Annotated in this window: 24 protein-coding genes; 6 read left to right on the top strand and 18 right to left on the bottom strand. The window is 64.0% G+C overall.

Translation table 11 applies throughout. The annotated features are described in order from the left end of the window. The first annotated feature begins 139 nt into the window (after positions 1-139). Both P3T23_RS18490 and P3T23_RS18485 read left to right on the top strand, forming a co-directional pair. Positions 140-553 carry a VOC family protein gene (locus P3T23_RS18490; RefSeq protein WP_429317599.1) on the top strand — a complete coding sequence of 138 codons (414 nt, stop codon included), beginning with the start codon at positions 140-142 and terminating at the stop codon, positions 551-553. A 19-nt stretch (positions 554-572) separates the two neighbouring features. Continuing rightward, positions 573-1,313, top strand: a complete 741-nt coding sequence (locus P3T23_RS18485) for a 16S rRNA (uracil(1498)-N(3))-methyltransferase (protein ID WP_429317598.1) — start codon at positions 573-575, stop codon at positions 1,311-1,313. A gap of 96 nt (positions 1,314-1,409) precedes the next feature. On the opposite strand, the gene P3T23_RS18480 is transcribed toward P3T23_RS18485, so the two are convergent. The 3 genes from P3T23_RS18480 to P3T23_RS18470 form a co-directional block, all read right to left on the bottom strand. After that, positions 1,410-1,979, bottom strand: a complete 570-nt coding sequence (locus P3T23_RS18480; protein WP_429317597.1) for a barstar family protein — start codon at positions 1,977-1,979, stop codon at positions 1,410-1,412. A gap of 7 nt (positions 1,980-1,986) precedes the next feature. After that, positions 1,987-2,394 (bottom strand): ribonuclease, encoded by a 408-nt coding sequence (locus tag P3T23_RS18475; protein WP_429317596.1) that lies wholly within the window; start codon positions 2,392-2,394, stop codon positions 1,987-1,989. A 333-nt stretch (positions 2,395-2,727) separates the two neighbouring features. Then, on the bottom strand, positions 2,728-5,022 hold the full coding sequence (locus P3T23_RS18470) for an NADP-dependent malic enzyme (protein WP_429317595.1): 2,295 nt from the start codon (positions 5,020-5,022) through the stop codon (positions 2,728-2,730). 340 nt (positions 5,023-5,362) lie between these two features. Between P3T23_RS18470 and thiL the strand changes: the two genes are divergently transcribed. From thiL to P3T23_RS18450, 4 genes are read left to right on the top strand one after another with little or no spacing between them, the layout of a single operon-like run. After that, a complete protein-coding gene (thiL, locus tag P3T23_RS18465; protein ID WP_429317594.1) occupies positions 5,363-6,349 on the top strand; it encodes a thiamine-phosphate kinase in 987 nt (328 codons plus the stop codon). Then, a complete protein-coding gene (locus tag P3T23_RS18460) occupies positions 6,339-6,890 on the top strand; it encodes a phosphatidylglycerophosphatase A family protein (protein WP_429317593.1) in 552 nt (183 codons plus the stop codon). Before thiL ends, P3T23_RS18460 begins: the two co-directional genes overlap by 11 nt. A 49-nt stretch (positions 6,891-6,939) precedes the next feature. Beyond that, the gene (locus tag P3T23_RS18455; protein WP_429317592.1) at positions 6,940-7,440 is read left to right on the top strand and encodes a CinA family protein; all 501 of its coding nucleotides are present in this window, start codon (positions 6,940-6,942) and stop codon (positions 7,438-7,440) included. Between the two features lie 39 nt (positions 7,441-7,479). Then, complete coding sequence (locus P3T23_RS18450; RefSeq protein WP_429317591.1) at positions 7,480-8,001, top strand: cupin domain-containing protein; 522 nt, start codon at positions 7,480-7,482, stop codon at positions 7,999-8,001. Positions 8,002-8,118: 117 nt separating this feature from the next. Here the strand turns inward: P3T23_RS18450 and pyrF are convergent, their stop codons facing one another. From pyrF to P3T23_RS18375, 15 genes are all read right to left on the bottom strand, one after another. Further along, positions 8,119-8,934, bottom strand: coding sequence for an orotidine-5'-phosphate decarboxylase (gene pyrF, locus P3T23_RS18445; protein WP_429317590.1), 816 nt, complete (start codon positions 8,932-8,934; stop codon positions 8,119-8,121). Positions 8,935-9,059: 125 nt separating this feature from the next. Further along, the gene (locus tag P3T23_RS18440) at positions 9,060-10,112 is read right to left on the bottom strand and encodes an aldose 1-epimerase (protein ID WP_429317589.1); all 1,053 of its coding nucleotides are present in this window, start codon (positions 10,110-10,112) and stop codon (positions 9,060-9,062) included. 147 nt (positions 10,113-10,259) lie between these two features. Continuing rightward, positions 10,260-11,195: an SMP-30/gluconolactonase/LRE family protein gene (locus P3T23_RS18435; RefSeq protein ID WP_429317588.1), complete on the bottom strand. Its 936-nt coding sequence runs from the start codon at positions 11,193-11,195 to the stop codon at positions 10,260-10,262. Further along, a complete protein-coding gene (locus P3T23_RS18430; protein ID WP_429317587.1) occupies positions 11,192-11,992 on the bottom strand; it encodes an SDR family NAD(P)-dependent oxidoreductase in 801 nt (266 codons plus the stop codon). The genes P3T23_RS18435 and P3T23_RS18430 overlap by 4 nt, the downstream gene beginning before the upstream one ends. A gap of 48 nt (positions 11,993-12,040) precedes the next feature. Beyond that, entirely contained in the window at positions 12,041-13,057 is a 1,017-nt protein-coding gene (araH, locus tag P3T23_RS18425) for an L-arabinose ABC transporter permease AraH (RefSeq protein ID WP_429317586.1), read from the bottom strand. 65 nt (positions 13,058-13,122) lie between these two features. After that, positions 13,123-14,643 carry an L-arabinose ABC transporter ATP-binding protein AraG gene (gene araG / locus P3T23_RS18420; RefSeq protein WP_429317585.1) on the bottom strand — a complete coding sequence of 507 codons (1,521 nt, stop codon included), beginning with the start codon at positions 14,641-14,643 and terminating at the stop codon, positions 13,123-13,125. Positions 14,644-14,827: 184 nt separating this feature from the next. Further along, positions 14,828-15,826: an arabinose ABC transporter substrate-binding protein gene (locus tag P3T23_RS18415; protein ID WP_429317584.1), complete on the bottom strand. Its 999-nt coding sequence runs from the start codon at positions 15,824-15,826 to the stop codon at positions 14,828-14,830. Positions 15,827-15,974: 148 nt separating this feature from the next. After that, a complete protein-coding gene (locus P3T23_RS18410; protein ID WP_429317583.1) occupies positions 15,975-16,760 on the bottom strand; it encodes an SDR family oxidoreductase in 786 nt (261 codons plus the stop codon). After that, the gene (locus P3T23_RS18405; protein WP_429317582.1) at positions 16,757-17,437 is read right to left on the bottom strand and encodes a 2-dehydro-3-deoxy-6-phosphogalactonate aldolase; all 681 of its coding nucleotides are present in this window, start codon (positions 17,435-17,437) and stop codon (positions 16,757-16,759) included. The genes P3T23_RS18410 and P3T23_RS18405 overlap by 4 nt, the downstream gene beginning before the upstream one ends. 30 nt (positions 17,438-17,467) lie before the next feature. Then, positions 17,468-18,652, bottom strand: coding sequence for a 2-dehydro-3-deoxygalactonokinase (locus P3T23_RS18400; RefSeq protein ID WP_429317581.1), 1,185 nt, complete (start codon positions 18,650-18,652; stop codon positions 17,468-17,470). Continuing rightward, positions 18,649-19,620, bottom strand: a complete 972-nt coding sequence (locus tag P3T23_RS18395; protein ID WP_429317580.1) for an IclR family transcriptional regulator — start codon at positions 19,618-19,620, stop codon at positions 18,649-18,651. The genes P3T23_RS18400 and P3T23_RS18395 overlap by 4 nt, the downstream gene beginning before the upstream one ends. A 709-nt stretch (positions 19,621-20,329) precedes the next feature. Continuing rightward, entirely contained in the window at positions 20,330-20,623 is a 294-nt protein-coding gene (locus tag P3T23_RS18390; RefSeq protein WP_429317748.1) for a hypothetical protein, read from the bottom strand. A gap of 61 nt (positions 20,624-20,684) precedes the next feature. Beyond that, complete coding sequence (mtgA, locus tag P3T23_RS18385; protein ID WP_429317579.1) at positions 20,685-21,404, bottom strand: monofunctional biosynthetic peptidoglycan transglycosylase; 720 nt, start codon at positions 21,402-21,404, stop codon at positions 20,685-20,687. A gap of 127 nt (positions 21,405-21,531) precedes the next feature. Then, the gene (aroE, locus tag P3T23_RS18380) at positions 21,532-22,395 is read right to left on the bottom strand and encodes a shikimate dehydrogenase (protein ID WP_429317578.1); all 864 of its coding nucleotides are present in this window, start codon (positions 22,393-22,395) and stop codon (positions 21,532-21,534) included. After that, positions 22,392-24,497 carry a ribonuclease catalytic domain-containing protein gene (locus P3T23_RS18375; protein ID WP_429317577.1) on the bottom strand — a complete coding sequence of 702 codons (2,106 nt, stop codon included), beginning with the start codon at positions 24,495-24,497 and terminating at the stop codon, positions 22,392-22,394. Before P3T23_RS18375 ends, aroE begins: the two co-directional genes overlap by 4 nt. Between the last annotated feature and the right edge of the window lie 19 nt (positions 24,498-24,516).

Raw genomic sequence — 24,516 nt, 5'->3', positions numbered from 1 at the left:
CCGCGCCGCATGCCGCGCGTGATAAACCAGGTCGATCCTTAAGCGACTAACAGAGCCATGACGACGAACGGGCTGCCCGTCCGCCGCAAACAGGCCGCTCTCACGACGTGTTGATAAACCAAAGGACCAGGAGAATTCAATGACTGCCCCACGACCAGCCGGTGTGCCGTGGTTGACGCCGTATCTGACCGTGCGCGACGCGCGCGCCGCTACCGACTTCTTCGAAGCCGCCTTCGGCTTCAGGGTTCGCGACAGCGTGCACGACGACGGCGCGATGATGCACGTCGAAATGACGTGGCAAGATCAGTTGATCGTGATGTTCGCACCGGAGGGCGCTTTCGGTTCGACCGCAAAGACACCGAGGAGCGCAGGTGCGATCGCGCCGCAGTCGTTCTATCTTTACGTGGACGACGTCGATGCCGTCTACGCGCGCGCGCTGGCCGCAGGCGCAAAATCGCTGAGTGAGCCGCAGGATCAGTTCTGGGGCGACCGTTTCGCCCAGATCGAGGATCTCGACGGCTACCGTTGGGCGCTTGCCCGTCACCTTTCCTGATTCGATGAGCCTTTCCACGATGCCTCGCTTTTTCGTCGGCGCACCTCTTCTGGGCGGCGACCTGCTGGTTCTTCCCGACGATGTCATGCGACACGTTCAGGTCCTCCGTCTGCAACCCGGCGACTCGATCGCGCTTTTCAACGGCGAAGGCGGCGAGTTCAGCGCCGAACTCGTCGAAGTCGAACGGCGCTCGGTTCGGGTGAAGGTCGGGGAGTTCAGATCGATCGAAGTGGAGCCGCCCTATCACGTGACGCTCGCGCAGGGCGTCGCCGGCGGCGACAAGATGGACTGGCTGATCGAGAAAGCGGTCGAACTCGGCGCCTCCGCGTTCGTGCCACTGACGGCTGCGCGCAGCGTCGTGCGCCTGTCCGGAGAGCGGTCAGTGCGCCGTCAGGCGCACTGGCAAGGGATCGTGCGGGCGTCGTGCGAACAGTGCGGTCGCAACCGTGTGCCGGACGTTGCACCGGCCGTCGACCTGACCAGCTGGCTCGCACATCTCCCCGCCACGCCCAACGACGATGAACTGCGGCTGCTGCTGTCGCCGCGCGCGAGCATCGAATTTTCCGCTCTGCCGACGGTCCCGCCGAAAGGCCCGGTGACGATCCTGATCGGACCGGAAGGCGGCCTGTCCACCGAAGAAGAAGGGCTGGCGCTGAGTCATGGCTTCAGCGGGATCGGGCTCGGGCCGCGCGTGCTGCGCACCGAAACAGCGGGCATCGCGATTCTTGCCGCGCTGGCGGCACGCTGGGGTGGATGGTAGTTCGCTGGTTTTCTCGCTGGCGCAAAAAACAACAAAGCCCGCCGATCGGCGGGCTTTGCTCTTTCTTCGCGCCCGTTCAGGCGCGTCAATCACACATTACGCGAACGAATAGAACACGCGGAACGCCACCTTGCGCTCAGCCCAGAACTCGGCAGCTTCACGGAACACGTCGAGCAAGGTCTCACGGCCTTCCTTGTCGAACTTCTGCGCCACCGGCAACGCTTCGAGCACGATCACGAAACCCGGTTGCGGGCCTGCTTTCGCGACCAGATCGGTCAGACAATCGTATAGCGCGTCGTAATTCTTGCCGAAGTGCTTCGGAAACATGAACGACGTCGCGATCGTTTCCATCACTTCCTGCTTTGATTGCGCATTTCCACAGCAGGCGTAAAGAAAATGCTGCCCGAGCTGCTGCGCTTCGTCAGCAAGATCCTGCACGCGGAACGCGCGGATCGACTGTACGATGTTCGGTCGTACGGTCTTGAAAAGACTCATGGGGCCCTCGTTCGATGAAAGCACAGTGCTGGCTTCGTTCTGGTTGTCCCCGCCAGGCGTGGCACTGCGCATCTGCATGACGCGCTGGAACAGTTTGCCGTCACCAGCCGCGAAAAGATCCGTCGCGACCCCGGAGTCGTGCGCGTAGACGTTGTCGCTCATGCCGTTCATCCCGATGTCATTCAACAATACGTTTAAAACTCGTGTAGTGGTCGTCGGAGTAATAACAGTTGTCGGTTCGCCCGGACGGACCGCCGCAGACTATGCGGCGCGCGCCCCGATTGCGGGCACGTGGCGTAGGGACGGTGTATTCGTGGTAATAGCCGCGCTTATGCGGCGTCAGCAACCGCTCGCGATTGCCGAATACGATGCCGTCCTTCTCATACGGGTAAGGCCCGCCTGCTGCAATCAAGTTCAAAGTATTGACTGCTTCTGGCGGCAGTTGTGCCACCGCGATGGTGCCCTGCGCCCGATCGGTGGCCGCTGCGGTTTCCCGTGCGAAGGCGCCGGGAACGACATTCCCAAGCAGGCTGACGACTATCAGGGCGGCCGGAAGCACGCCGTTGCGGAGCCACTTGCGCGCCATGAACCAAGGTTCCCGCTGTTAGATCACGAGTTCGACGACCATGAAAGGTGTAAGGGTATCGCTAATGGCCCCTGGAATCAATGTTCGTCAGGCCAATCTGAGGCTCCACTGAGCTGTCCACGTACCACGGGCGGGCGTCCCGGCGGCTTTTCGACGATGAATTTATCTTTTGGGGAGCAATGATCTGGGGGTAGATCGACGGCAAAAGGGGCCGGAATGCCGCCCTAATCCCAAAACGAAAGGAAATTGCAATATTCCGGGCAGGATTGCCCGAGGAGAGACTTCGGCAGGGCATTCCCACAGTGGAAACGCCCTGCCGCTTCAAAACACCGCTTAACGCGATGCGACCACGTCCGCCACCAGCAGCGCGGTCATGTTGACGATCCGGCGCACGGTCGCCGACGCCGTCAGCACGTGCACCGGCTGCGCCGCGCCCAGCAGCATCGGGCCGATCGCAATGTTGTTACCCGCGGCCGTCTTGAGCAGGTTGTACGAGATGTTCGCTGCATCGATGTTCGGCAGGATCAGCAGGTTCGCATCGCCTTCGAGCGTCGAATCCGGCAGTATCTCGCGGCGCAGATTCGCGTCGAGCGCGACGTCGCCGTGCATTTCGCCGTCCACCTGCAGATCCGGAGCACGCTCCTTCAGGAGCGCGAGCACATCGCGCATCTTCTGCGCCGACGGTGCATGGCTCGTGCCGAAGTTCGAATGCGACACAAGCGCGATCTTCGGCTCGATGCCGAAGCGGCGCACTTCTTCAGCCGCCATGACCGTGATCTCGGCAAGCTGTTCCGGCGTCGGGTCGACGTTCACGTGCGTATCGACGATGAAAATCTGCCGGCCCGGCAGCACCAGCGCGTTCATGGCAGCATAGGTGCAGCAGCCTTCGCGCTTGCCGATCACCTGATCGATGAAGTGCAGATGGCGATGCGTGGTGGAAACCGTGCCGCAGATCATGCCGTCGGCCTCGCCCTTCTTCACCAGCATCGCGCCGATCAGCGTCGTGCGGCGGCGCATTTCGAGCTTGGCCATCTGCTCGCTGATGCCCTTTCGGACCATCATCTTGTAATAGGTCTTCCAGAAGTCGCGATAGCGCTCGTCGTGGTCGGTGTTGACGACCGTGTAGTCCTGACCCGCGACGAGGCGCAGGCCATAACGTGTGATGCGCTGCTCGATCACCGCCGGCCGGCCGATCAGGATCGGCGTCGCGAGCTTTTCGTCGACGACGATCTGCACGGCACGCAGCACGCGCTCCTCTTCGCCTTCCGCGAACACGATGCGCTTTTTCTCCGCCTCGACGCTGCGCGCGACCTGGAAGATCGGCTTCATCGTCGTGCCGCTGTGGTACACGAACTGCTGCAGATGCTGCTCGTACGCGTCCATGTCCTCGATCGGACGGGTCGCGACGCCCGAATCCATCGCCGCCTTCGCGACGGCCGGCGCGATCTTCACGATCAGACGCGGATCGAACGGCTTCGGGATCAGGTATTCCGGCCCGAACGACAAATCCTGGATACCGTACGCCGTGGCGACGATATCGCTCTGCTCCTGACGGGCCAGCTCGGCAATCGCGTTCACCGTGGCGATTTCCATTTCACGCGTGACCGTCGTCGCGCCGGCATCCAGCGCGCCGCGGAAAATGAACGGAAAGCACAGGACGTTATTGACCTGATTCGGATAATCGGTTCGGCCGGTGCACAGCACGGCGTCCGGGCGCACTTCCAGCGCCAGTTCCGGCAGGATTTCCGGCGTCGGATTGGCAAGCGCGAGGATCAGCGGCTTGTCGGCCATCTTCCTGACCATGTCCTGTTTCAGGACGCCGCCCGCCGACAGGCCAAGGAAAATGTCCGTGCCTTCGATCGCCTCGGCGAGCGTGCGGGCGGACGTTTCGCGCGCAAAGCGCTCCTTGTCCGGATCCATCAGCTCGACGCGGCCCTTGTAGACCACGCCCGCAAGGTCGGTCACGAGGATGTTTTCGAGCGGCAGGCCGAGGTCGACGAGCAAATCCAGGCAGGCGAGCGCGGCGGCGCCCGCGCCCGATGCGACCAGCTTCACCTTCGAGATGTCCTTGCCGACCACCTTCAGGCCGTTCGAGATCGCGGCTGCAACGACGATCGCGGTACCGTGCTGGTCGTCGTGGAACACCGGAATCTTCATGCGCTTGCGGCATTCGCGCTCGACGATGAAGCAGTCCGGCGCCTTGATGTCTTCAAGGTTGATGCCGCCGAAGGTCGGCTCGAGCGCGGCAATCACGTCAACCAGCTTGTGCGGGTCGGACTCGTTCAGCTCGATGTCGAACACATCGATGCCGGCGAACTTCTTGAACAGCACCGCCTTGCCTTCCATCACCGGCTTCGACGCGAGCGGCCCGATGTTGCCGAGGCCCAGCACCGCGGTGCCGTTCGTCACGACGCCGACGAGGTTGCTGCGCGCGGTGAAGCGCGCCGCGTTCAGCGGGTTCTCGACGATCTCCTCGCACGCGAAGGCCACGCCGGGTGAATACGCCAGCGCGAGATCGCGCTGGTTGATCATCTGTTTGGTCGGCGCGATCGCGATCTTCCCCGGGGTCGGGTACTCGTGGTAGTCGAGAGCGGCTTCGCGAAGTTTGGTATTGGCGGGAGTCGACATAAGGCGGGCTTGGAAGTGCAGATTAGAATAGATGTTCGACGCATTGTAGCGCCAATCCCGAGGCCAATTCCTTCAATCAGGGTACAACTGCCGCGACAGAAACAACGCAAACGGCAGCGAATCCGCCGAATGGCCAGGTCGTCCGCGCACACTGGCGCCCGTACAATTTGCCTGTCGGCTCGCGCTCCTGGGGCTTGCGCGTGCCTGGCGTGCTTTTCCGGCTCAGCGTCGCGGTACGACAATGTCGCTTGCCCGCTGGCGCCGGTTACCCCGCCGGTTGACCTTTACCCGTCACCGCTCACTTGCCTTCATCCGCCTTTCCGCGCAACGGACCCACACCATGCTTTCCGAGTTTTCGTTGATCGACCGCTTCTTTGCGCGCCGCGCGCGCATCACGCCACGCGCCGTACTCGGCATCGGCGACGACTGCGCGCTATTTGCGCCGAGCGCCGGCGAGATGCTGGCGATATCAACGGACATGCTGGTCGAAGGCCGGCACTTCCTTGCAGATGTCGATCCGCACGCGCTCGGCCACAAGGCTCTCGCGGTCAACCTCTCCGATCTCGCCGCAATGGGTGCAAAACCGCAGGCGTTCACGCTGGCGCTCGCGCTGCCACAGGCGCGCGAGGAATGGCTCGCCGCGTTCAGCGAAGGTATGTTCGAGATCGCGGAGCGCTTCGACTGCGAACTGGTGGGAGGCGATACGACGGGCGGCCCGCTGAATATCTGCATCACCGTGTTCGGCGAGGTGCCGCCCCAGTTGGCGTTGCGCCGCGACGCCGCACAACCTGGCGACGACATCTGGGTCTCCGGCACACTTGGCGACGCCCGCGCAGGCCTTGGCGTGCTGCGGCAGGAGTGGTCCGTCGATGCCGGCGATGCTGCGACATTCTGTCGCGCGCTCGAGCGGCCCGAGCCGCGCGTCGCGCTCGGCCTCGCGCTTCGCGGCCACGCGCGCTCCGCGCTCGACATCTCCGACGGACTCGCCGGCGACCTGCTGCACATCCTCGAACGCTCACGCGTCAACGCCACCGTCGATGTCGACGCGGTACCGCGCTCCGCCGCACTGCGCCGCCTGCCGTCGGACCTGCAGCGCCGCTGCACGCTTGCCGGCGGCGACGACTACGAACTGTGCTTCACCGCTCCGGCTGCCGCACGCGCGGCGATCGAAGCGGCGGGCTACAGCGTCGCCGTACCGGTGACGCGCATCGGTACAATAAGCGCTCTCCAGAATGCGGCGGCCGAACCTGCCATCAGCTGGCACGACGCCGCAGGCATGCCACTCACCCTGACATTGCAAGGCTTCGATCACTTCCATGCGAACTGAACCCCCGCTCGGCCCCGCCGGCGACTTCGATCCTGGCCCCGATCCGCAACCGCCGCGGCCGCGCCGCGCCACCGCGCGCTTCATGCTGTCGCATCCGCTGCACCTGATCTCGCTCGGCTTTGGCAGCGGCCTGTCGCCAATCGCACCGGGCACCGTCGGCACGCTGTTCGCATGGGCGTCGTTCGCGGTCTTCAATCACTATTTGACCGTGCTCGAGTGGGGCATTCTGATCGCTGTCGGTTTTGTTGCCGGAATCAGCATCACGGGCTTCACGGCAACGAAGCTCGGCATCGACGACCCGTCGCCTGTGGTGTGGGACGAAATCGTCGCGTTCTGGCTTGTGCTCCTGATGGTCACGCCAGTGACGTTCACCGGCCAGCTATGGGCGTTCGTCGTGTTCCGCTTCTTCGACATGGTAAAACCGCCGCCGATCCGTTACTTCGACCGCAGACTGAAGGGCGGCTTTGGCATCATGTTCGACGATCTGGTCGCTGCGTTTTTCACGTTGCTCGTGATTGCGCTGTGGCGCATGTCGGTCTGACCGACGTATATCGAAGCAACGCACGTTCTCGCACGCTCACGGACCCCCTATGCCTACCGACTCCGTCGTCCATCAACTCGCCATCCGCGTCGGCAATCGCTTGCGCGACGAACACCTGATGCTCACGACCGCCGAGTCCTGCACCGGCGGCATGGTCGCCACGGCCCTGACCGATATTTCCGGCAGCAGCGGCTGGTTCGAGCGCGGCTTCGTCACTTACTCGAACGTGGCAAAAAGCGAAATGATCGGCGTCCCTGCCGAACTGATCGAAAAACACGGCGCAGTGAGCGAGCCCGTCGCCCGTGCGATGGCCGAGGGCGCGCTGCGCAATAGCCGCGCTCAGGTGTCGCTGGCCGTCACGGGGGTGGCCGGCCCGGGCGGTGGGACGGAAACGAAGCCAGTCGGCATGGTGTCGTTCAGCTGGAGCAACCGGTTGCACACGACAGTCGAGACCGTTGTGTTCAAGGGCGGCCGCGAGCAGATCCGTGTGCAGGCCGCCGCCCACGCGCTGCGCGGCGTGCTGGCGTTGCTCGACGAACGTGAGCGCTGAAGCGTCACGCCCGTGAACCCTCCGACAAACGCATTCCCGATGCCTACGACCAACGCTCAAAAAGACGAACTGATTCGCCGCTTCGATCTGCTTCCGCATCCGGAAGGCGGATTCTTTCGCGAAACGTATCGTTCGGAAGCGGCGGTTTGCCGCGAAGGTTCGGAAGGGACGAGGTCCGCCTCGACAGCGATCTACTACCTGCTCGCCGATGGCGCCCACTCAGCCTGGCACCGGATCAAGTCCGACGAGGTCTGGCACTTCTACGCGGGCGAACCGTTGCTGGTTCACGTGCTCGATCACGCCGGAAACCTGACGTCGCACAGGCTCGGCAACGCGCTCACGCATCCCGGCGCGGCATTTCAGGCCGTCGTGCCGGCGGGGCTGTGGTTTGCCGCTGAATGTGCCGATCCGACAAGCTTTGCGCTTGTCGGCTGTACGGTTGCGCCGGGATTCGAGTTCAGCGAATTCGAACTGGCCAGCGTGGATGCGCTGGTGGAGGCCTGGCCGGCGCATCGGGAGATCATTACGCGGATGGGTTCGGACACGGGCTCGCCGAAGTAACATCCCGCGGCTGCACGCCTGCGTACCATGCCCGATCAACGCGTCTGAACCGCAGGCCTTTCCCACACGCCGCAACGTTATGCGGCAACCGGTTCGACCTGCGCCGGAACGCTCATCTCAACGATACTGATTGATCCGGTCCCGCGTATCCTGGGCCGCCTTTGCCGCGGCATCCACAAAGTCATCGCCCTTGCCGGCATAGATGATCGCGCGCGACGAATTGATCAGCATCCCCGTGCCCGCTGCCGTGGCGCCAGCCCGTACCGTCGATTCGACATCGCCGCCCTGGGCGCCGATGCCAGGAATCAGCAAAGGCATGTCGCCGACAATCCCGCGCACGACTTCGATTTCCTTCGGAAACGTCGCGCCGACCACGAGGCCGAGCTGGCCGCTAGCGTTCCACTTTTCCGCAGCAAGCCGTGCGACGACCTGATACAGCGGACGTCCGCCGGTCTCGAGAAACTGCAGATCCGAGCCGCCCGCGTTCGACGTCCGGCAAAGCACGATCACGCCCTTGCCGTGATGCTCGAGATACGGCTCGATCGAATCGAAGCCCATATACGGGTTCACCGTCACGGCGTCCGCACGGTAGCGTTCGAACGCCTCGCGCGCGTACTGCTCGGCCGTGCTGCCGATATCGCCGCGCTTGGCATCGAGAATCACCGGCAGACCAGGATGCTGCGCATGAATGTGCGCGATCAACTGTTCTAGCTGGTCTTCCGCACGATGAGCGGCAAAGTAGGCAATCTGCGGCTTGAACGACGACGCGTACGGTGCGGTCGCATCGACGATTGCACGGCAGAATTCGAAAATCGCCTCAGGCCGGTTCGCGAGTGCGCCCGGAAACTTCGTGGGCTCAGGGTCGAGGCCGACGCACAGCAGCGAATTCGTGCGCTGCCACGCGTCGTTAAGCGTCTTGATAAAAGAGGTCATGATGAAGTACTCGCGACGAGCCGTAAGCGGATGAGGCGCGTATTTTAACCGGCGGCAGGCTTGCCACCCCATGCAACCCCTTGTCACCGCCTCGCGCTGACGCCTCTGCCTTCCCGGCGCCGGTTCTACGATCGCTTGCTCCCTCGCCCACCCGCGGCCGCGCGCATGCCGGTGCGTTCAACCGTGAACGTGAATTGCCGCGTCAGACGCTCGCCTCGGGTCAACACCGTCATGCCGTTCGCCGTTGCGCCGCCGGGCAGATTCATCGCGTTGATCGGATGATCGACCGGCTCGAAACAAAAGAAGTCCTTGCCCGCGGGCGTGTACAGCACGTAGTAGTCGGTGTCCGCCGCGATCGTCAACGACAGGTGCCGCTTCGGCCACACGACCGCCGAACGTCCGCTCCAGCCGGTGAAGGCGTGATTGACGACGGTCTTCGGCAGCGGATAGGCGACACCGAATTGCCAGGCGGGCGGGGCCGGCACGTGTCGTACGGGCAGCCACTCGTCGTCGGCGAGCCACAGGCCGCCCGCGGCCGCCGACAGCTCCGTAACGGCATCGCGCGGCAAGAACGGATGAATGCCGAGACCGAACGGCAGCATCTCGCGTCCGGTGTTCTCGATTTCGAGCGTGACAATCAACGTCGGACCGTCGAGCGTATAAGTTTGCGTCGCGTGATACGCGTACGGCTTGTGGCGGCTGCGATCGAGCGTCAGACGCACGCTCTCGTGATCCGCATTCGCGACCTGCCAGGGCGCGAGCCAGCCGTCGCCGTGAATCGGCAACGGCTCGCAGCTGCGATTGCGGGGCACATCGATTGCGCGTCCGGAAAAGCTGAACTGTCCGCCGCCGATCCGGTTCGAATACGGCAGCAGCGGATAACACGCAAGTTCGTTCGGATCGGTGTCGCTGGTGACGTGCCGGCAGCGTCGAAAGATCGGCGTGAGGCCGCCGTCGCTGCGCCAGTCGAAGCGTGTGATGCCGCCGCCGAGCGTCGGCGCGACGTCGAGCCTGAGTTGTGCGTTGGCGAGCGTGATCGCGGCGACATCGCCCGTCAGCGCCGTACCCACCGCCACGGCGGATGTGCCCGGACCCGCCAGCACGGGATTTGCTGCCGCGGAGAGTCTTGCGCGGCGCGATTGCGATGAAGACGAGCCAACGGAATTCGTGACGGTCATGTCAGTCTCCTCGAGAGGCGTAAAACGTTGCCGTCATGGATGACGGAAGTTTCGTTCTGGGCGACTCGGCGAGCCGGCCGCCTCATTGGCGTCTACTGCGTCGTACCGCGTGCTGCTCACTGCCCTGCGTCCCTCTGCCCTGCGTCCCTACTGATAAGAGGAGGAAAAAACCCGGCGACGCGCAGGCGCGCCCTGAAAAAACGGTTCCTGCAAACCGCGTGCGCCCGGCGTGGCGATGAAAACGCCACCGGCGCGCGAATCCTTAGCGAGCGCCGCGGCGTCAAGACCGACACGCGCACTCGTGATGTACAGCGTACCCAGCTGCGCGCCGCCCAGCGCAACGCAACTCGGCTGCGCAGTCGGCACCGACACTCGCGCGGTTTCGACGCCGTCCGGGTCATAACGCACAACCCGCCCGCCGCCCCACTGCGCATTCCACAGGCCGCCGTCACGGTCGACTGTCGAACCATCCGGTTCGCCGGTCGCGTCGGTGAGCGTCGCAAACACGCGATCGTTCGTGATGCTCCCACCCGCGGCATCATATTCGCAGGTACGGATCGTGCGGGTCGGCGAATCGCAGTAGTACATCGTCGCGCCGTCCGGGCTGAACGCAATACTGTTCGCAATCGCGGGCGCTGGCAATGGTAAACGCTCAAGTGTCAGATCAGGATTCAGCCGGTAGAAGCCGCCGATCGCCTTCACGGGCGACGCTTCATCCTTCGTACCGAAGACGAAACGCCCCTGGCGGTCGCAGCGCCCATCGTTGACGCGCGTGTTCATGCCCGGTTCGACATCGACGATCTTCTGCGTTTCACCGGTCGACAGATCGAAGAACGCAAGGTGCGTCGCGAGACCCAGCAGCAGATAGTGCGGATCGGCGCACAGCGCGAACGTCGCGAGCCGCTCGGGCATCGGCCAGCACGTGCTGCTGCCATCACGCGGATCGTAGCGCCACAGGCGCGCGCCTTCGATATCGGTCCAGTAGAAACGGCCCGTCCGCGCGCACCACGTCGCGCCTTCGCCCAGCGTGCATTTCGAGTCGATGAGGAGCGCGGCCTGCACCTCTCGCGCCGCCACGCTCATGCCCAGCCTCCGTCGACGATCACATCCTGCGCGGTGATCATGCGGCTGTCATCCGCGGCGAGGAAGAGCGCCATGCGCGCCAGATCCTCCGGCAGCAATTCGCTGTCGATGCACTGGCCTTCCTTGATCGAACGCCGGCCGGCGTCGTCGAGCCACAGGCGCTTCTGTTTCTCGGTCATCACCCAGCCGGGCACCAGCGAATTGACGCGGATACTGAACGGCCCGAGATCGCGCGCGAGCCCGCGCGTGAGTCCCTGAACCGCTGCTTTCGACACCACGTACACCGGATAACCGCCGTTCTTCAGCATCCAGCTGATCGAGCCGAGATTGATGATCGAGCCACCGCCCGCTGCTTTCATGTCGTCCATCACAGCCTGCGCCGCGAAAAACTGGTGACGGATGTTCACCGCGATACCCGCATCGAACGATTCCGGCGTGACGTCGGCGATCGTGTGACGGCGGTCGTTCGCCGCGTTGTTCACCAGCGCGGCGATCGGCCCGAGCGCCGCGCGCACATCGGCGATCGCTTTCCTGAGCGCGTCGATATCGGTGAGGTCGCACGGCAGAAAAAGCGGCTTGTGACGCGAATCGCCCAGTTCATCGGCGAGCGCTTCGCCCGCGCTCGCGTCAATATCGAAGAATGCAACGCGCGCGCCCTGCGCCGCGAAATGCTCGACGAACGATGCACCGATGCCGGTTGCGCCGCCTGTGATCAACACCGTGCGGTCGGTCAGACTCGGATAGCGCGCGTAGACACTATTGGCCTCGCGTTCATTCGCATTGGCAGGAGACGACATCGTTCGATTCCTTTATGAGCAGATGGGTTGGGGCGCCGTTTCGGCAGCTTAATCGCGCGAACCGCGGTTCTTCAACTGGTCGAGCAGCACAGCGGCGAGCAGGATCGCGCCGCGCACGAGGTACTGGTAGAACGCGTCGATGTTCATCAGGTTCATCACGTTCTCGACCGTGCCCATGATCAGCACGCCGATCACGACGCCGGAAATCGTCGCGCGGCCGCCGAGCAGCGACACGCCGCCCAGCACGCACGCCGAGATCACGTTCAGCTCGAAGCCTTCGGCGGCATTCGGCTGACCCGACGTGATACGCGATGCGAGGATCACGCCGGCAAGCGCGGTCACCGCGCCCTGGACCAGGAAGATATAGACGCGCGTGCGCTCCACATTGATACCGGCAAGACGCGACGCCTCCGGATTGCCGCCGATGGCGAGCGTGTTGCGGCCATACACGGTCTGGTTGAGCATCACGCCGAACACGATGAAGCACAGCAGCGTGACCCAGATCGGCAGCGATACGCCAAAGAACGTCAAACCGCCCAACGCGATAAACGAATCCGACGACACGCCAACCGCCTGCCCGTGCGACACGATGAAGCCGAGCCCGCGGACGATCTCCATCGTCGCCAGCGTCGTGATCAGCGCGTTGATGCGCAAATACGCGATGACCGCGCCGTTCACGAAACCGATCACGCCGCCTGCGGCGACCGCCGCGACAATCGCGATGAACGTGTTGCCGGTCGCATTGAGCACCATCGCGCACAGCACGCCGGCGAACGCGACAGTCGAGCCGACGGAAAGATCGAAGTCACGTGACGCGAGACAGAACATCATCGTGCACGCGACCATGCCGATCTGCGAGATCGACAGTGCGAGACCCAGCATGTTCTCGATCGAGAAGAAGTGATCGACGGTCAGGGACATCGTGATGAACATCACGACAAAGATCACGATCAGGCTGTACTCGGTGACGTGCTGCCACCATTTCTGCCTGTCGTTGCCCTGTGGAATGAGTGCGTCAGCGGCGCTCTTGGCGCCCTGTTGCGCGAGGTTTTCTCTGGCTTGCATTTTGCTGGCTCCTCCCGTTACCTACGGGTTGTCGGACGGATGATGGAACGATCTGTCCGGTGAATTCAGGCCGCCTGAGCGGCGGGTTCGGTCGCGCTTTGCGGCAGCGCAAGGCTCAAGACGGTCTGTTCGGTGGCCTCGCTGCGCTTCAGCTCGCCAGAGATCCGGCCCTGTCGCATGACGACGATGCGATCGGATACGCCAAGCACCTCCGGCAACTCCGAGGAGATCATCACGATCGCGCAGCCGCGTTCGGCGAGCTGATAAATCACGTTATAGATCTCGTGCTTTGCACCGACATCGATGCCACGCGTCGGCTCGTCGAGAATCACGACTTTCAGATCCGGCTCCGCGAGCCAGCGCGACAGAATCGCTTTCTGCTGATTGCCGCCCGACAGAAAACGGATCTTCTGCCGGCGGCTCGGTGTCTTGATCTTCAGCAGCTTGATGAAGCGGTCGGCGGTTTCGGCTTCCTTCTTGCGATCAAGGAAGACGCCCGCGTGCAGATAGTGCCGGCGGCAGCTGATGTTGATGTTTTCCGACACGGTCGCCATCGCGACGATGCCCTCTTCCTTGCGATCTTCCGGGCACAGCACAATGCCGTGGCGAATCGCTTCGCCTGCGCTACGCACCTTGATCGGCTTGCCGTCGAGCAGCAGTTCGCCGCTCTTCCTGTGATCGGCGCCGTAGACGAGGTGCATCAGTTCGCTGCGCCCGGCGCCCACCAGCCCGAAAAAGCCGACGATCTCACCACGGCGCACTTCGAAGCTCGTCGGTTCCTTCAACGCGTGACCTTCGATCGCCTTCGCCGCAAAACGCACTTCGCCGAGCGGACGCGGCGAATAGTTGTAGATATCCGAGATTTCGCGGCCGACCATCTCGCTCACGATCGTGTCGCGCGTGACGCCTTCGAGTGTGGGGTGCGACGCGACCTTGCGACCATCGCGGAAAATCGTGCACGCGTCGCACAGCTGATAGATCTCGTCCATCCGGTGCGAGATGTAGATCAGCGCGCGGTTGTCCGCGCGCAGGTCGCGCACGAGCTTGAACAGCACTTCCGTTTCACGGTGCGACAGCGAACTGGTCGGTTCGTCGAGCGCGATCACACGGGCGTTGCGCAGCAACGCCTTGCAGATTTCGACCATCTGCCTCTGGGCAATGGACAGTTTGCGCAGCTTCGCGTTGGGATCGAGATTGACGCCCATCGCGGCGAGCCGCTCGCGCACGAAGCGCTTCCCTTCGCGCTTGTTCACCCAGCCGAGCGAATTCGGCAACCGTCCGAGCAGCAGGTTTTCTGCCACGGTCAGATCGGGCACGTACTGCAGTTCCTGGTGAATCACGGCGATCCCGGCCGCAATCGACGAGGCAGCGCTCGAAAAGTGCACCTCCTTGCCGTCGATCATGATCTGGCCGGCGTCCGGCTGATACTCGCCACCGAGAATCTTCAGCAGGGTCGATTTCCCCGCACCGTTCTCGCCCATCAGGCCGTGCACCTGGCCGACGTTGACCTCGAAGGACACACCGTCGAGCGCGCGCACGCCTGGAAACACCTTGCCGATATTGTCAAAACGCAGCGTCGCTGACACTTCGCTTCCCCTCACTTGATGGACACTTCCCGCGCGTACGGGCCGTCACGCGCGGGCGAAAGCCCTGTCATCCTCCTGGCGACCGTGGACCTGGGTCCAACGGATGCCGCCTGATACCGGCATGGGCGGCCCGATGCGTCACGCATCCGGCCGCCCATCCGCTGCTGCCTGTTACCTGCTTCGTTTACTTCGATGCGAGACCCATCTTTTCGCGCACTTCACCGACGTTATCGCGCGTAGCCAGCATGCCGGACGTCAGCGTGAGCATCGGCGGCTCCTTGCCTTGCGTGATCCAGGTATACATCAGCGCCGAGGTTTCTTCGCCGTGGCGCTTCGGGCTGATGATCACGGTACCGAAGAAGCCCGTCGGGTTCGGCTTCTTGAACTCGTTCAAGGCCGATTCCGAGCCGCCGATACCGATGCCGATCATGTTGTCGGCCTTGAAGCCGCGGCCTTCCGCTGCGCGCACCGCGCCGAGCACGCCTTCGTCGTTCAGCGCATAGGCCACCCAGTGCTTGTACTGCGGGTTCTTCGTGAGCGCGATGTTGGCGGCGTTGAAGGCGTTTTCCGTGTCGGTCTTCGCCTGCGGCGCCGTGACGATGTTCGCCTTCGGGAAGCCGGCGGCGACGAGCGCGTCGGTCGCGCCGGTCGTGCGGTCATGCGCGGTCGGCAGCTGCTCGTAGGTGACATCGATCGCGCCGACGTCCTTCATGTCCCAGCCGCGCTTCTTGATTTCAGCCGCGAGACCATCGCCGACCTGCTTGCCGATGTTGTAGGCCGAAATGCCCATGTGCGGCACGGATTCGATCGGCTTGCCCGCACCGTCGACGAGGCGGTCGTCGACCGTCATCATCTTCAGCCCGTCAGCCTTCGCCTTCGCGACGATGCCCGGCCCGAGCTTCACGTCCGGCGTGCAGATCACGAAGCCCTGCGCCTTCTGTGCCGCGAGGTTGTCGATTGCACTCATTACCTTCTCGCCCGACGGCGCGCCGATCTTCACCAGCGTGAAACCCTTTTCTTTTGCAGCGACCTCGGCAAACTTCCATTCGTCCTGGAACCACGGCTCTTCCGGCTGCTTCACCAGAAAGCCGATTTTGACCGGGTCGGCGGCCTGCGCAGCCGTTGCGCTGAAGAGCACACCCGCCGCCGCTGCTGCCAGCGTGAGGAAAATTCTACGTTTCATGATGCGTGTCTCCTGACTAATTCGTTGATAACGAGAAGGTAGTGGCCGCGTCTTCTTTTATCGGTTTTCTGCGACACACGCGGCCAGTGCGTCACCCGACTGAAACTATCCGTTCGCCCTTCGTGCCCCCAGCTCAGCTGCGCCCCGCTCAGTCGTGGTAAAGCGCCGAGCGCCCGCCATCGACCGTGATGCAACTCGCGTTGATAAACGGCGCCTCGTCCGACGCGAGGAACACCGCCGTCATCGCCACCTCCTCCGGGCGGCCGATGCGTTTCATCGGCTGCAGATCGAGCGTCGCCTGTTGCGCTGCGGCCGGGTCCGCTTGCGCGTCCCACCAGTCGCGCGTCAGCTGGGTTTCGACATAGCCCGGCGCGATCGCATTCACCCGCACATTGCGTGGCGCGTATTCGATGCCGAGCGCGCGCGTGAGACCCAGCACGCCGTGTTTCGCAACCGGGTACGGAAAGCAGCCCGGAATGATCTTGAATGCATGCGTCGAGGCGATATTCACGATGCTGCCCGCGCCGCGCTCGACCATGCCCGGCAATACCGCCCGACAGCCGTTCCAGACGCCGTCCAGATCGACCGCGAAGCAGCGGCGCCAGTCGTCGTCGGTCATCGTCAGCGGATCGCAGAACACGTTGATGCCCGCGTTGTTCACCAGCACGGAGAGCGGACCGAAAGCGCGCTCGGCTTCGCTCACTGCGCGCTGGACCGACGCGGACTGCGTCACGTCCGTCTCTACCGCCAGCACTTTCCCGCCGTGTTGCCCGTGTCGTGCGGCGATCTCGCGTGCGGTGCGCTGCGCCGTCTCGATATCCAGTTCCGCCAGCACGACCGCCGCGCCTTCGCGAGCGAACGCATGCGCTATCGCCGCACCGATGCCGCGACCGGCGCCGGTGATCAACGCGACCTTGTCGGCGAGCCGGTTCATCGATTTGCGCCTGCCTTCGCGATGCGCAGGCCGTTGATGAACGCCTTCGCGTGCGCCGCCGTGACCGCTGCGCTCTGGCCCGGCTTGTAGAGCGCCGAACCGAGGCCGAAGCCGTTTGCGCCGGCGGACAGGAACGGGCCCATGTTGTCGGGCGTGACGCCACCGACCGGCACGAGCGGCACTTCCGCCGCGATCACCGCGCGCCACGCCTTCACGACGTGCGCGCCGAGCTGTTCAGCCGGGAACATCTTCAGCACGTCCGCGCCGTTCTTCAGCGCGATGAAGGCTTCGGTTGGCGTCGCGACGCCCGGCGCGCAGGCGAGGCCCTGCGCTTTCGCGGCGCAGACGACTTCCGGGTCGCTGTGCGGCATCACGATCACTTCGCCGCCGGCCGCCTTGACGTCGGCGACGAAGCTCGGGTGCAACACCGTCCCCGCGCCGACAATCGCATCGGCGGGCAACGCCTGACGGATCGCGGCAATGCTGTCGAAAGGTTGCGGCGAGTTAAGCGGCACTTCGACGATCCGGAAGCCCGCTTCGTACAGCGCGCGGCCGTGATCGGCGGCATCGGCCGGCGTGACGCCGCGCATGATCGCGATCAGCGGGCACGCCTCGAACGCCGCGATCAGCCCCGCGTGCGGCATATACGGTGCGGGCAGATTGATGTGAGGTTGCATGTCGAATCCTTGTGCGTGTCGTGGGCTGCGTCAGCCGGCGGTGCGCGTGGTGTTGCCCGCGCCTGCTGCGTTCGCTTTCGCGTTGTCTGCTGAGGGCACGGCGGCCATGGCCGGCGCGTCGACCAGACCCGCCTGGGTAGCGATGCGCCACAGGCCGTGTTCGGTCGCCTGCTGGACGAGTACCGCCTGGGTGCAGCCGAACTGCGCCAGTGCAAGCCGGTAGCGTTCGCAAAGCGCGTCGTTGCCGATGAGCAGCAGTGACTTGCTGGCGAGCGTCGTTCCCTGCTGTGTGAGTAACGTGTCGAGACCAGCCAGTTCATGGCCGATCAGGAGCCCGGACAGATAGTCCGGCTGCTGGTCGGCCGGAAGCTGCCCGGTCAGGCCGAGCGTGCGCGTGCTGAAAATCGTCGCGAGCACACCGACGCGGCCCCTGGTTCGCGCGACGTTCACACCCCGGAGAAAGGCTTCGGTGTCGGGAAGATCCGGTGCGACCATCGTGCGGCCAAGTATCGTGTGATCGCGCAACGCGGCGAACACTTCGCCCGTCATGAACGTGTGAAAGCGTTCGATGCGGTCATCGCGCGCAACCGCCCACTTGGCGTGCGTGCCGGGCAGGCCAATCAGTACGCCGGGGTCATCCGGCGCTGCAGGCCGGGCGCTCAGCGCCCCGAAGATCTGCGTTTCCTCGCCGCGCATCACATTCGGCAGTTCGCCGTGTTCGAGCACGCCCGGCACGATGTGCAGGGTGACCCCGCGCGCGGTCTGCACGCGGACGATGCCGGCGACGAGCGCGTCGGCACTGGCTGGCGTGTCGACGTACGGCGCTTCGAGCCAGCCTTGCGCACTGCCGACCATGCCCGCTGCGATGACAGGCAGATCCGGCCGGTATTCGAGCCACGCACCGCAGACCGCCTCGAACGCGGCATCGAAGCCGCCTTCGGCGGCCGGACGCGGCAGATTCATGACGCCGGCCGACGATGCGCGCGTCGCGAGCACCCCGCCCGACGCATCGAACAGATACGCACGCAGTGACGTCGTGCCCCAGTCGAGCGCGATCAGCGCGGCATGCCCGAGGTTCGCGACGTCGGCGGCATACGGGGCGTTTGACGTACCTGACGACGTGTTCGCCGCGCCTGCGACGTCCATTGCAGCGGCAGCGTCTGCGGCAGACGCGCCACCTGTGCGGGCGACGGGCGCGCTCCTCGACTGGGTCATCGCTTGAACCTGCGTGTGGCGGGTTGCGGCGCACGCCAGCCGAGTTCTTCAGAGATCGCGCGCGCTTCGCGCTGCACGACCGGAATCAGTTCATCCATGCGTTCGAGCGACATATAGGGAATCGTGCTCGCCACCGAGAGCGCCGCGACAATCGCACCCGACGCATCGCGCACGGGCGCGGCGACGCAGCGGATCGACGCTTCGTTCTCTTCGAGGTCGAAGGTATAGCCGCCCGTCGAGTAGTTGGTCATGCGCTGCATGAAAGTCAGCGAATCGGGACGGTTGTCCGGCTTGAAGGTGACGCCGGCGAGCGCGCGCCGCGATGCCTCGAAGAGCGAACGCCACGCGTCCGGCGTGAGGTCTAGCATCATCGCCTTGCCGATGCCGGTCGACGCGAGCGGCATCCGGTGACCGACGCGCGAGCGCATTTCGAGGCCGCGGGTGCCGGGGATCTTGTCGATATAGAGCACGTCATCGCCGTCGCGCACGCCGAGGTGAATCGTGTCGAGGGTTTGCTCGGCGAGCGCTTCGAGATGCGGATGCGCGACGGCGGTGAGCGGCATCTGTTCCAGCGCGATGGTGCCGAGTTCGATCAGCTTGGGTCCGAGGAGGTAGCCGCCCTGCACCTGACGCAGGTAGCGCGCCTGGACAAGGCTGCTGACCAGACGATGCGTCGTGCTGCGGGTCGTGCCGAGCGCGGCGCCGAAGGTACGCAGGTCGCGCACGCCGGCGGCGGCGGCTTCAAGGATCGCGAGACCGCGTAGTAGCGTTTGCGTGCCCGCCTGCTGCGGCGTGACGTCGAGGAGCGTGCTCGGCAAACCGATGGAGTCGGATTGTTCCGCCTGCCCGGAGTGCGGCGCGGCGGCGCCGTTAGATCTCGCTGCCGTGTGGGGCGACGACGGATGCGGCGTATGCGGCGTATGCGCGTCGGCGTCGCGCGTCTCTTCTCGCCTATCGATGACGGACATGGCTGGTTTTGTCTCCGATTCGTTTTTGTACCTGCCCTTTCTCGCTGCGGGGCAGCTGGCGGTACTTTTCGCCTCGCGGCTTTGCTGGTCTGGATTGTAGGGCGGTTTTTTTGAAATCTCCAATATGTGAGTGCCGGATTCATATATTGGGATTTTTTGCTGCGCGGGCTGGGTGTTTTTTTGGCCTTTCCTTGTTTTGCTTTTGGTTTATTAGCGTTGCCCCTGTGCGGGGCGGCACCTACTTTTCTTTGTCTTGCCAAAGAAAAGTAGGCAAAAGAAAGGCGCCGAAAGCTCGTCTTTTCCTGGTCTGCGGCCAATGGGGAATGGCCACCCATGAAGTGTCGCCCTCGCACGGAGGTGGCATTGGTCCGACGCCAGACCGTCCCTCGCGCAGTAGCGCCCGTGACAAAGGGCTCATCCATCCCACTCCGCACTGCGTGCGTCGCGGAGCGGTTTCGCGACGTTACGGTGCTCACGCGCTTACACTCCCGAAGCACCGCCGCGCGCCTTTCCGCTTGAACCAGTCGTCGTTCCGCGCGCGTCAATCCAGACTACTCAGCGTAGATGAACCAGCGGGGCGAATAGCGCTCGGTTGTGCTACCCGAGAAATTGCGAAGCCAAAGGCCACGCCAGGCCACGGCCAGGGATATTTGCAGAGCCTGAGCCAGAATCACAGCCTGAGCCCGAGCCAGAACCGAAGCCATAAAAGTCAAAGCTGCGGGGCGCGGTGCCGCACGGCGACGCACGCAGTGCGGAGTCGGATGGATGAGCCCTTTGTCACAAGCGGTACTGTGCGAGGGACGGTCTGGCGTCGGACCGATGTCGTTTCCCTTGCGAGGGCGACACTTCGCGGGTTGCCATTCCCGGTCAGCGACACATCAGGAAAAGACGCGTCTTCGGCGCCTTTCTTTTGCCTACTTTTCTTTGGCAAGACAAAGAAAAGTAGGTGCCGCCCCGCACAGGGGCAACGCCAATAAACCACAAGCAAAACAAGGAAAGGCAAGGAAAGGCAAGGAAAGAACCAGGCAAACAACCAAACCCAGGAAACGCAAAAAAAAAGAAATTCACTGCGGCAATTCAGCCGCCCCCATCCGACGTGCAATCACCCCGGCCCGCTGGGCAAGATACCCAGACCCCCGATGCTCGTCGAAATACTTAGGCCTCGGCAACATCACAGCAAGCCTCGCGGACTGCGCCGCACCAAGCTTCGCGGCCGAAGTCCTGTAATAGTAATGAGCCGCCGCCTCGGCGCCATACACGCCATTGCCCCATTCGACGGAGTTGAGATAAATCTCAAAGATCCGTTCCTTGTCCATCAACGTTTCGAGCATCCACGTGATGATCAGCTCCTGCCCCTTGCGGATGTAGCTCTTCTCCCGCGACAGAAAGAGGTTGCGCGCCAGCTGCTGCGTAATCGTCGATCCGCCCCGAACGATCTTTCCGCGCGCCTTGTTCTTCTCCCACGCCTGCAGGATGGCGTCGGTCTCGTAGCCGTTGTTGCTAACGAAATTCGCATCCTCGGACGCAATGATCGCCCGCTTCAGATTGCGCGAGATCTGGTCATACGGCACCCACGTGTGCTGCACCGACAGATCCGGCCTGTCTTCAGACAGGCGCCACGCATCCGAGCGCATAAACGCAGTCGACTGGGGATTCACCGTCGTCCAGATCGCGATCTGCGCGAAGTAGAACAGTTGCGTCGCCACCCACGCGCACGCAAATACCGCGAACACGTAGACAACCCAACGGATGCCGCCCCGGCCCGCGCGCCTCGCTCGTGTCATCGTCGAAGTCCCCGGTTCGCCTGATTCTGAAATGTTCTGGCCGGCTCGCACCGCATCTGCCACGTATGTCACGCCCGCTGCGCCCTCCGCGCCCTCTGCGCCCTCTGCACTTCGGGCACGAACATCGTCAGGCCGCCGACGCCCGCATCATCTCGCGCAGTGCCGCCAGTACCGGCGCACCGTCCGGACGCACGCCGCGCCATACATAGAATGATTCCGCCGCCTGCTCGACGAGCATGCCCAGACCGTCCGCCGTGCGTGCGCCAAATGTCTGAGCGTGACGCATGAAAATTGTAGCTTGTGCGCCGTACATCATGTCGTATGCAAGCGTGCCCGCACCGAATGCGCGGTCGTCGCAATCCGGCAGCGACGCATCGAGACTGCCCGCCGTCGCATTGACGATCACGTCGTAAGCGCCCGGTTCGATCGCGCGTACGCCACCGCCTGTCAGACGACAGCCAGCCTCGCGCGCCGCCCCGGCAAATTGCGCGACGAGCTCTTCGGCTTTGGCTTGGGTGCGGTTCACGATGGTCAGCGTGTGCGGCAGGCGTTCGAGCATCGGCAACACGACGCCACGCGCCGCGCCGCCGGCACCGAGCAGCAAAATGCGCGCGCCCTTCAGCGATACGCCGAGATTGCGCTCGATGTCGCTCACGAGGCCGACACCGTCCGTGTTATCGCCATAGATGCCGTCCGCGCCAAAGCGCAGCGTGTTGACTGCGCCCGCCGCCGCGGCGCGCGGCGACAGGGTGTCGGCCAGCGCGTGCGCTTCGAGCTTGAACGGGACGGTCACGTTCATGCCGCGGCCGCCCGCTTCGATGAACGCTCGCACATGCGGCACGAACCCATCGACGGGCGCCAGCAGATGGGTGTATTCAATGGGTTCACCCGTTTGCTCGGCAAACCGCGCATGGATGAGCGGCGACTTGCTATGCGCTATCGGATTGCCGATGACCGCATAACGGTCGCGTGGCGCGTTCGACTCGCTCATCGTCCGGGCTCCGTCACTTGCTGGTCGGCCGAGGCACTGTCACCAGCGGCTTCGCTTTCGTTGTCCTCTTCGCCTTCACCGTTCGCACCGTCGGCTTCGGCCTGAGCTTCGGCTTCGCTTTCCGCGGATTCGTCGGCGGCGTCGATCAGCTCTTCTTCGGCTTCGTCCGCTTCTTCGGCTTCGGCGCCGCTCGTCACCTGCGGCGCATCGAGCACATGCAGCGGCCGCACGGATGCTTCGACCGTCAGCTCATCGATCGACATCACTTCGAGCATGATCCGCGTGCCCCGCGCGTGCACGCCGAGACCCGGCACATGCAGCAGCAACGGCACTTCTTCGAGCCGCACCAGATCGCCCTTCACCACCGATGCGACCACCTGCTTGCGGCCTTCCTGACGGATCCAGCGCAGGCACCAGAAATACTCCATGCGCCGCTGATGATCGGCGTAGGCGGTATAGGTATCGTCGAATCCCTGCACGACGGCGTACAGGTCCGCGTCCTTCGGCTTGAACGGTGCGGCGAGTTTCGCGGTCACGCCGTGCTGCACGCAGGCGAGCAGCTGCCACTGGTTCACGAGGTCGACATAGCGACGCAGCGGCGACGTGCTCCACGCGTACTGCGCGACGCCGAGGCCTTCGTGCGGGGCGGCGGAGGTCTGCATGCGGGTGCGCTTCGGCCCGGTGGGCGCGCCGAACGCGCGTTGCGACCGGTAGATGCCCGGTACGCCGTGGTCGTGCAGGAACGCGCCCCACGACGAGTTCGCGAGAATCGCCAGTTCCGCGACGATCGTGTCGAGCGGCGAGCCGCGCCGGCGCGGCGTGATGGTTATGTGCTCGCCTTCGACGTAGAAGTTGAAGTCGGTGTTGCGCTGCACTTCGCGCCTCAGACCGTAGCCGGCGCGCGCCTGCTGACGTTTTTCGAACAGCGCCTGCGCAAACGGCCACAGCACGGCGATGTCGTCCTTGTGCGGATAGTCGCCGGTGCCGGCGGCGAGCGCCTCTTCGGTGACGAGCTCATCCAGCGTGTTGTGACGCAGGTTGTTCTTCACGAACACGAACTCGGCGCGTGTCTCGGTCGCGACGATGTCCTGTGTTTCGCGATTGACGATCACATACAGCGACAGCGCCGGCCGCAGCCCGCCTTCCTTCAGCGTGAACGCATCGACCACGTCGTCCGGCAGCATCGTAATCTTGTCGCCGGGCATGTAGACCGTGGACAGACGCCCGCGCGCGATCGCATCGACCGCATCGCCGCGCTCGATGCCAAGCGCCGGCGCCGCGATGTGCACGCCGATCCGCACACGGCCATCGGACAGATGCTCGACAGAGAAGGCGTCGTCGATTTCAGTCGTGGTGATGTCGTCGATCGAGAAGGCTTCGACTTCGGCTTCCGGCAGATCCTCCGGCAATGCGCCGACCGTCACCGGCGCGAATCCCGTGCCGTGCGGGAAATATTCGGACAAAAAGCGCGCTTCGTGCAGCGCACGCGCCGACGGAATGCCACCGCAATCAAGCATCAGGCGCGCCATCGAAATGCCGCGCGCCGCGGCGGCCGCTTCGAGCGCCTTGTATTCGATCGCGTTCTTGTCAGGCTTGGTCAGGAGGCCGAGCGCCTTGCCGGCAAATGCCTCCGGCAAACGACCCGCCTTCAGTTCGTCTTCGTAGCCGGCCTGCACCAGCGCCTGCTGGCGCTTGCGCTCGAGACCGGCGAGCGCCATCTTCAGCTGCTCCTGCGGCGCGCGCTGATATTGCCCGCGCCCCTTGCGGCGGAAATACACCGGCGCGCCATGCATGCGCAGCACCAGCGCTGCGCGCTCGATGGCGCCGAACGCGTCGCCGAAGTATTCCTTGCCGAGTTCAGCGAAGGCAAACTCCTCGTCGGGCGCGCATTCCCACAGGAAATCCAGGTCGATGTCCTGCGCGGCGGCGTCGGCCTGCTGCATCAGTTCGGCGGCGGTGGGCTTTTCGAATTCGATCAATACGTCCTTGGCACGCACCTTCGCACGCCGGCCGCCTGGCAATTCGACCTGAAACGCGTCACCTTGACGCGACAGCACGCTGCCCGCCTTGAAACTGCCCGATTCCTCAAAGAAAACGTTCACTCAATACTCTCGTTCAGAC

This window comes from Paraburkholderia sp. GAS448, from assembly GCF_050435685.1.
In the GTDB taxonomy this organism is placed as follows: Bacteria; Pseudomonadota; Gammaproteobacteria; order Burkholderiales; family Burkholderiaceae; genus Paraburkholderia.
Note: the sequence above shows the minus strand (reverse complement) of the source record. Positions and strands in the feature narration are given on the sequence as shown.

Excerpts from the sequence above, each read along its gene's own strand:
- P3T23_RS18490 (WP_429317599.1), top strand. The coding sequence starts at position 140 with ATGACTGCCCCACGACCAGCCGGTGTGCCGTGGTTGACGCCGTATCTG.
- P3T23_RS18485 (WP_429317598.1), top strand. The coding sequence starts at position 573 with ATGCCTCGCTTTTTCGTCGGCGCACCTCTTCTGGGCGGCGACCTGCTG.
- P3T23_RS18480 (WP_429317597.1), bottom strand. The coding sequence starts at position 1,979 with ATGAACGGCATGAGCGACAACGTCTACGCGCACGACTCCGGGGTCGCG.
- P3T23_RS18475 (WP_429317596.1), bottom strand. The coding sequence starts at position 2,394 with ATGGCGCGCAAGTGGCTCCGCAACGGCGTGCTTCCGGCCGCCCTGATA.
- P3T23_RS18470 (WP_429317595.1), bottom strand. The coding sequence starts at position 5,022 with ATGTCGACTCCCGCCAATACCAAACTTCGCGAAGCCGCTCTCGACTAC.
- thiL (WP_429317594.1), top strand. The coding sequence starts at position 5,363 with ATGCTTTCCGAGTTTTCGTTGATCGACCGCTTCTTTGCGCGCCGCGCG.
- P3T23_RS18460 (WP_429317593.1), top strand. The coding sequence starts at position 6,339 with ATGCGAACTGAACCCCCGCTCGGCCCCGCCGGCGACTTCGATCCTGGC.
- P3T23_RS18455 (WP_429317592.1), top strand. The coding sequence starts at position 6,940 with ATGCCTACCGACTCCGTCGTCCATCAACTCGCCATCCGCGTCGGCAAT.
- P3T23_RS18450 (WP_429317591.1), top strand. The coding sequence starts at position 7,480 with ATGCCTACGACCAACGCTCAAAAAGACGAACTGATTCGCCGCTTCGAT.
- pyrF (WP_429317590.1), bottom strand. The coding sequence starts at position 8,934 with ATGACCTCTTTTATCAAGACGCTTAACGACGCGTGGCAGCGCACGAAT.
- P3T23_RS18440 (WP_429317589.1), bottom strand. The coding sequence starts at position 10,112 with ATGACCGTCACGAATTCCGTTGGCTCGTCTTCATCGCAATCGCGCCGC.
- P3T23_RS18435 (WP_429317588.1), bottom strand. The coding sequence starts at position 11,195 with ATGAGCGTGGCGGCGCGAGAGGTGCAGGCCGCGCTCCTCATCGACTCG.
- P3T23_RS18430 (WP_429317587.1), bottom strand. The coding sequence starts at position 11,992 with ATGTCGTCTCCTGCCAATGCGAATGAACGCGAGGCCAATAGTGTCTAC.
- araH (WP_429317586.1), bottom strand. The coding sequence starts at position 13,057 with ATGCAAGCCAGAGAAAACCTCGCGCAACAGGGCGCCAAGAGCGCCGCT.
- P3T23_RS18415 (WP_429317584.1), bottom strand. The coding sequence starts at position 15,826 with ATGAAACGTAGAATTTTCCTCACGCTGGCAGCAGCGGCGGCGGGTGTG.
- P3T23_RS18410 (WP_429317583.1), bottom strand. The coding sequence starts at position 16,760 with ATGAACCGGCTCGCCGACAAGGTCGCGTTGATCACCGGCGCCGGTCGC.
- P3T23_RS18405 (WP_429317582.1), bottom strand. The coding sequence starts at position 17,437 with ATGCAACCTCACATCAATCTGCCCGCACCGTATATGCCGCACGCGGGG.
- P3T23_RS18400 (WP_429317581.1), bottom strand. The coding sequence starts at position 18,652 with ATGACCCAGTCGAGGAGCGCGCCCGTCGCCCGCACAGGTGGCGCGTCT.
- P3T23_RS18395 (WP_429317580.1), bottom strand. The coding sequence starts at position 19,620 with ATGTCCGTCATCGATAGGCGAGAAGAGACGCGCGACGCCGACGCGCAT.
- mtgA (WP_429317579.1), bottom strand. The coding sequence starts at position 21,404 with ATGACACGAGCGAGGCGCGCGGGCCGGGGCGGCATCCGTTGGGTTGTC.
- aroE (WP_429317578.1), bottom strand. The coding sequence starts at position 22,395 with ATGAGCGAGTCGAACGCGCCACGCGACCGTTATGCGGTCATCGGCAAT.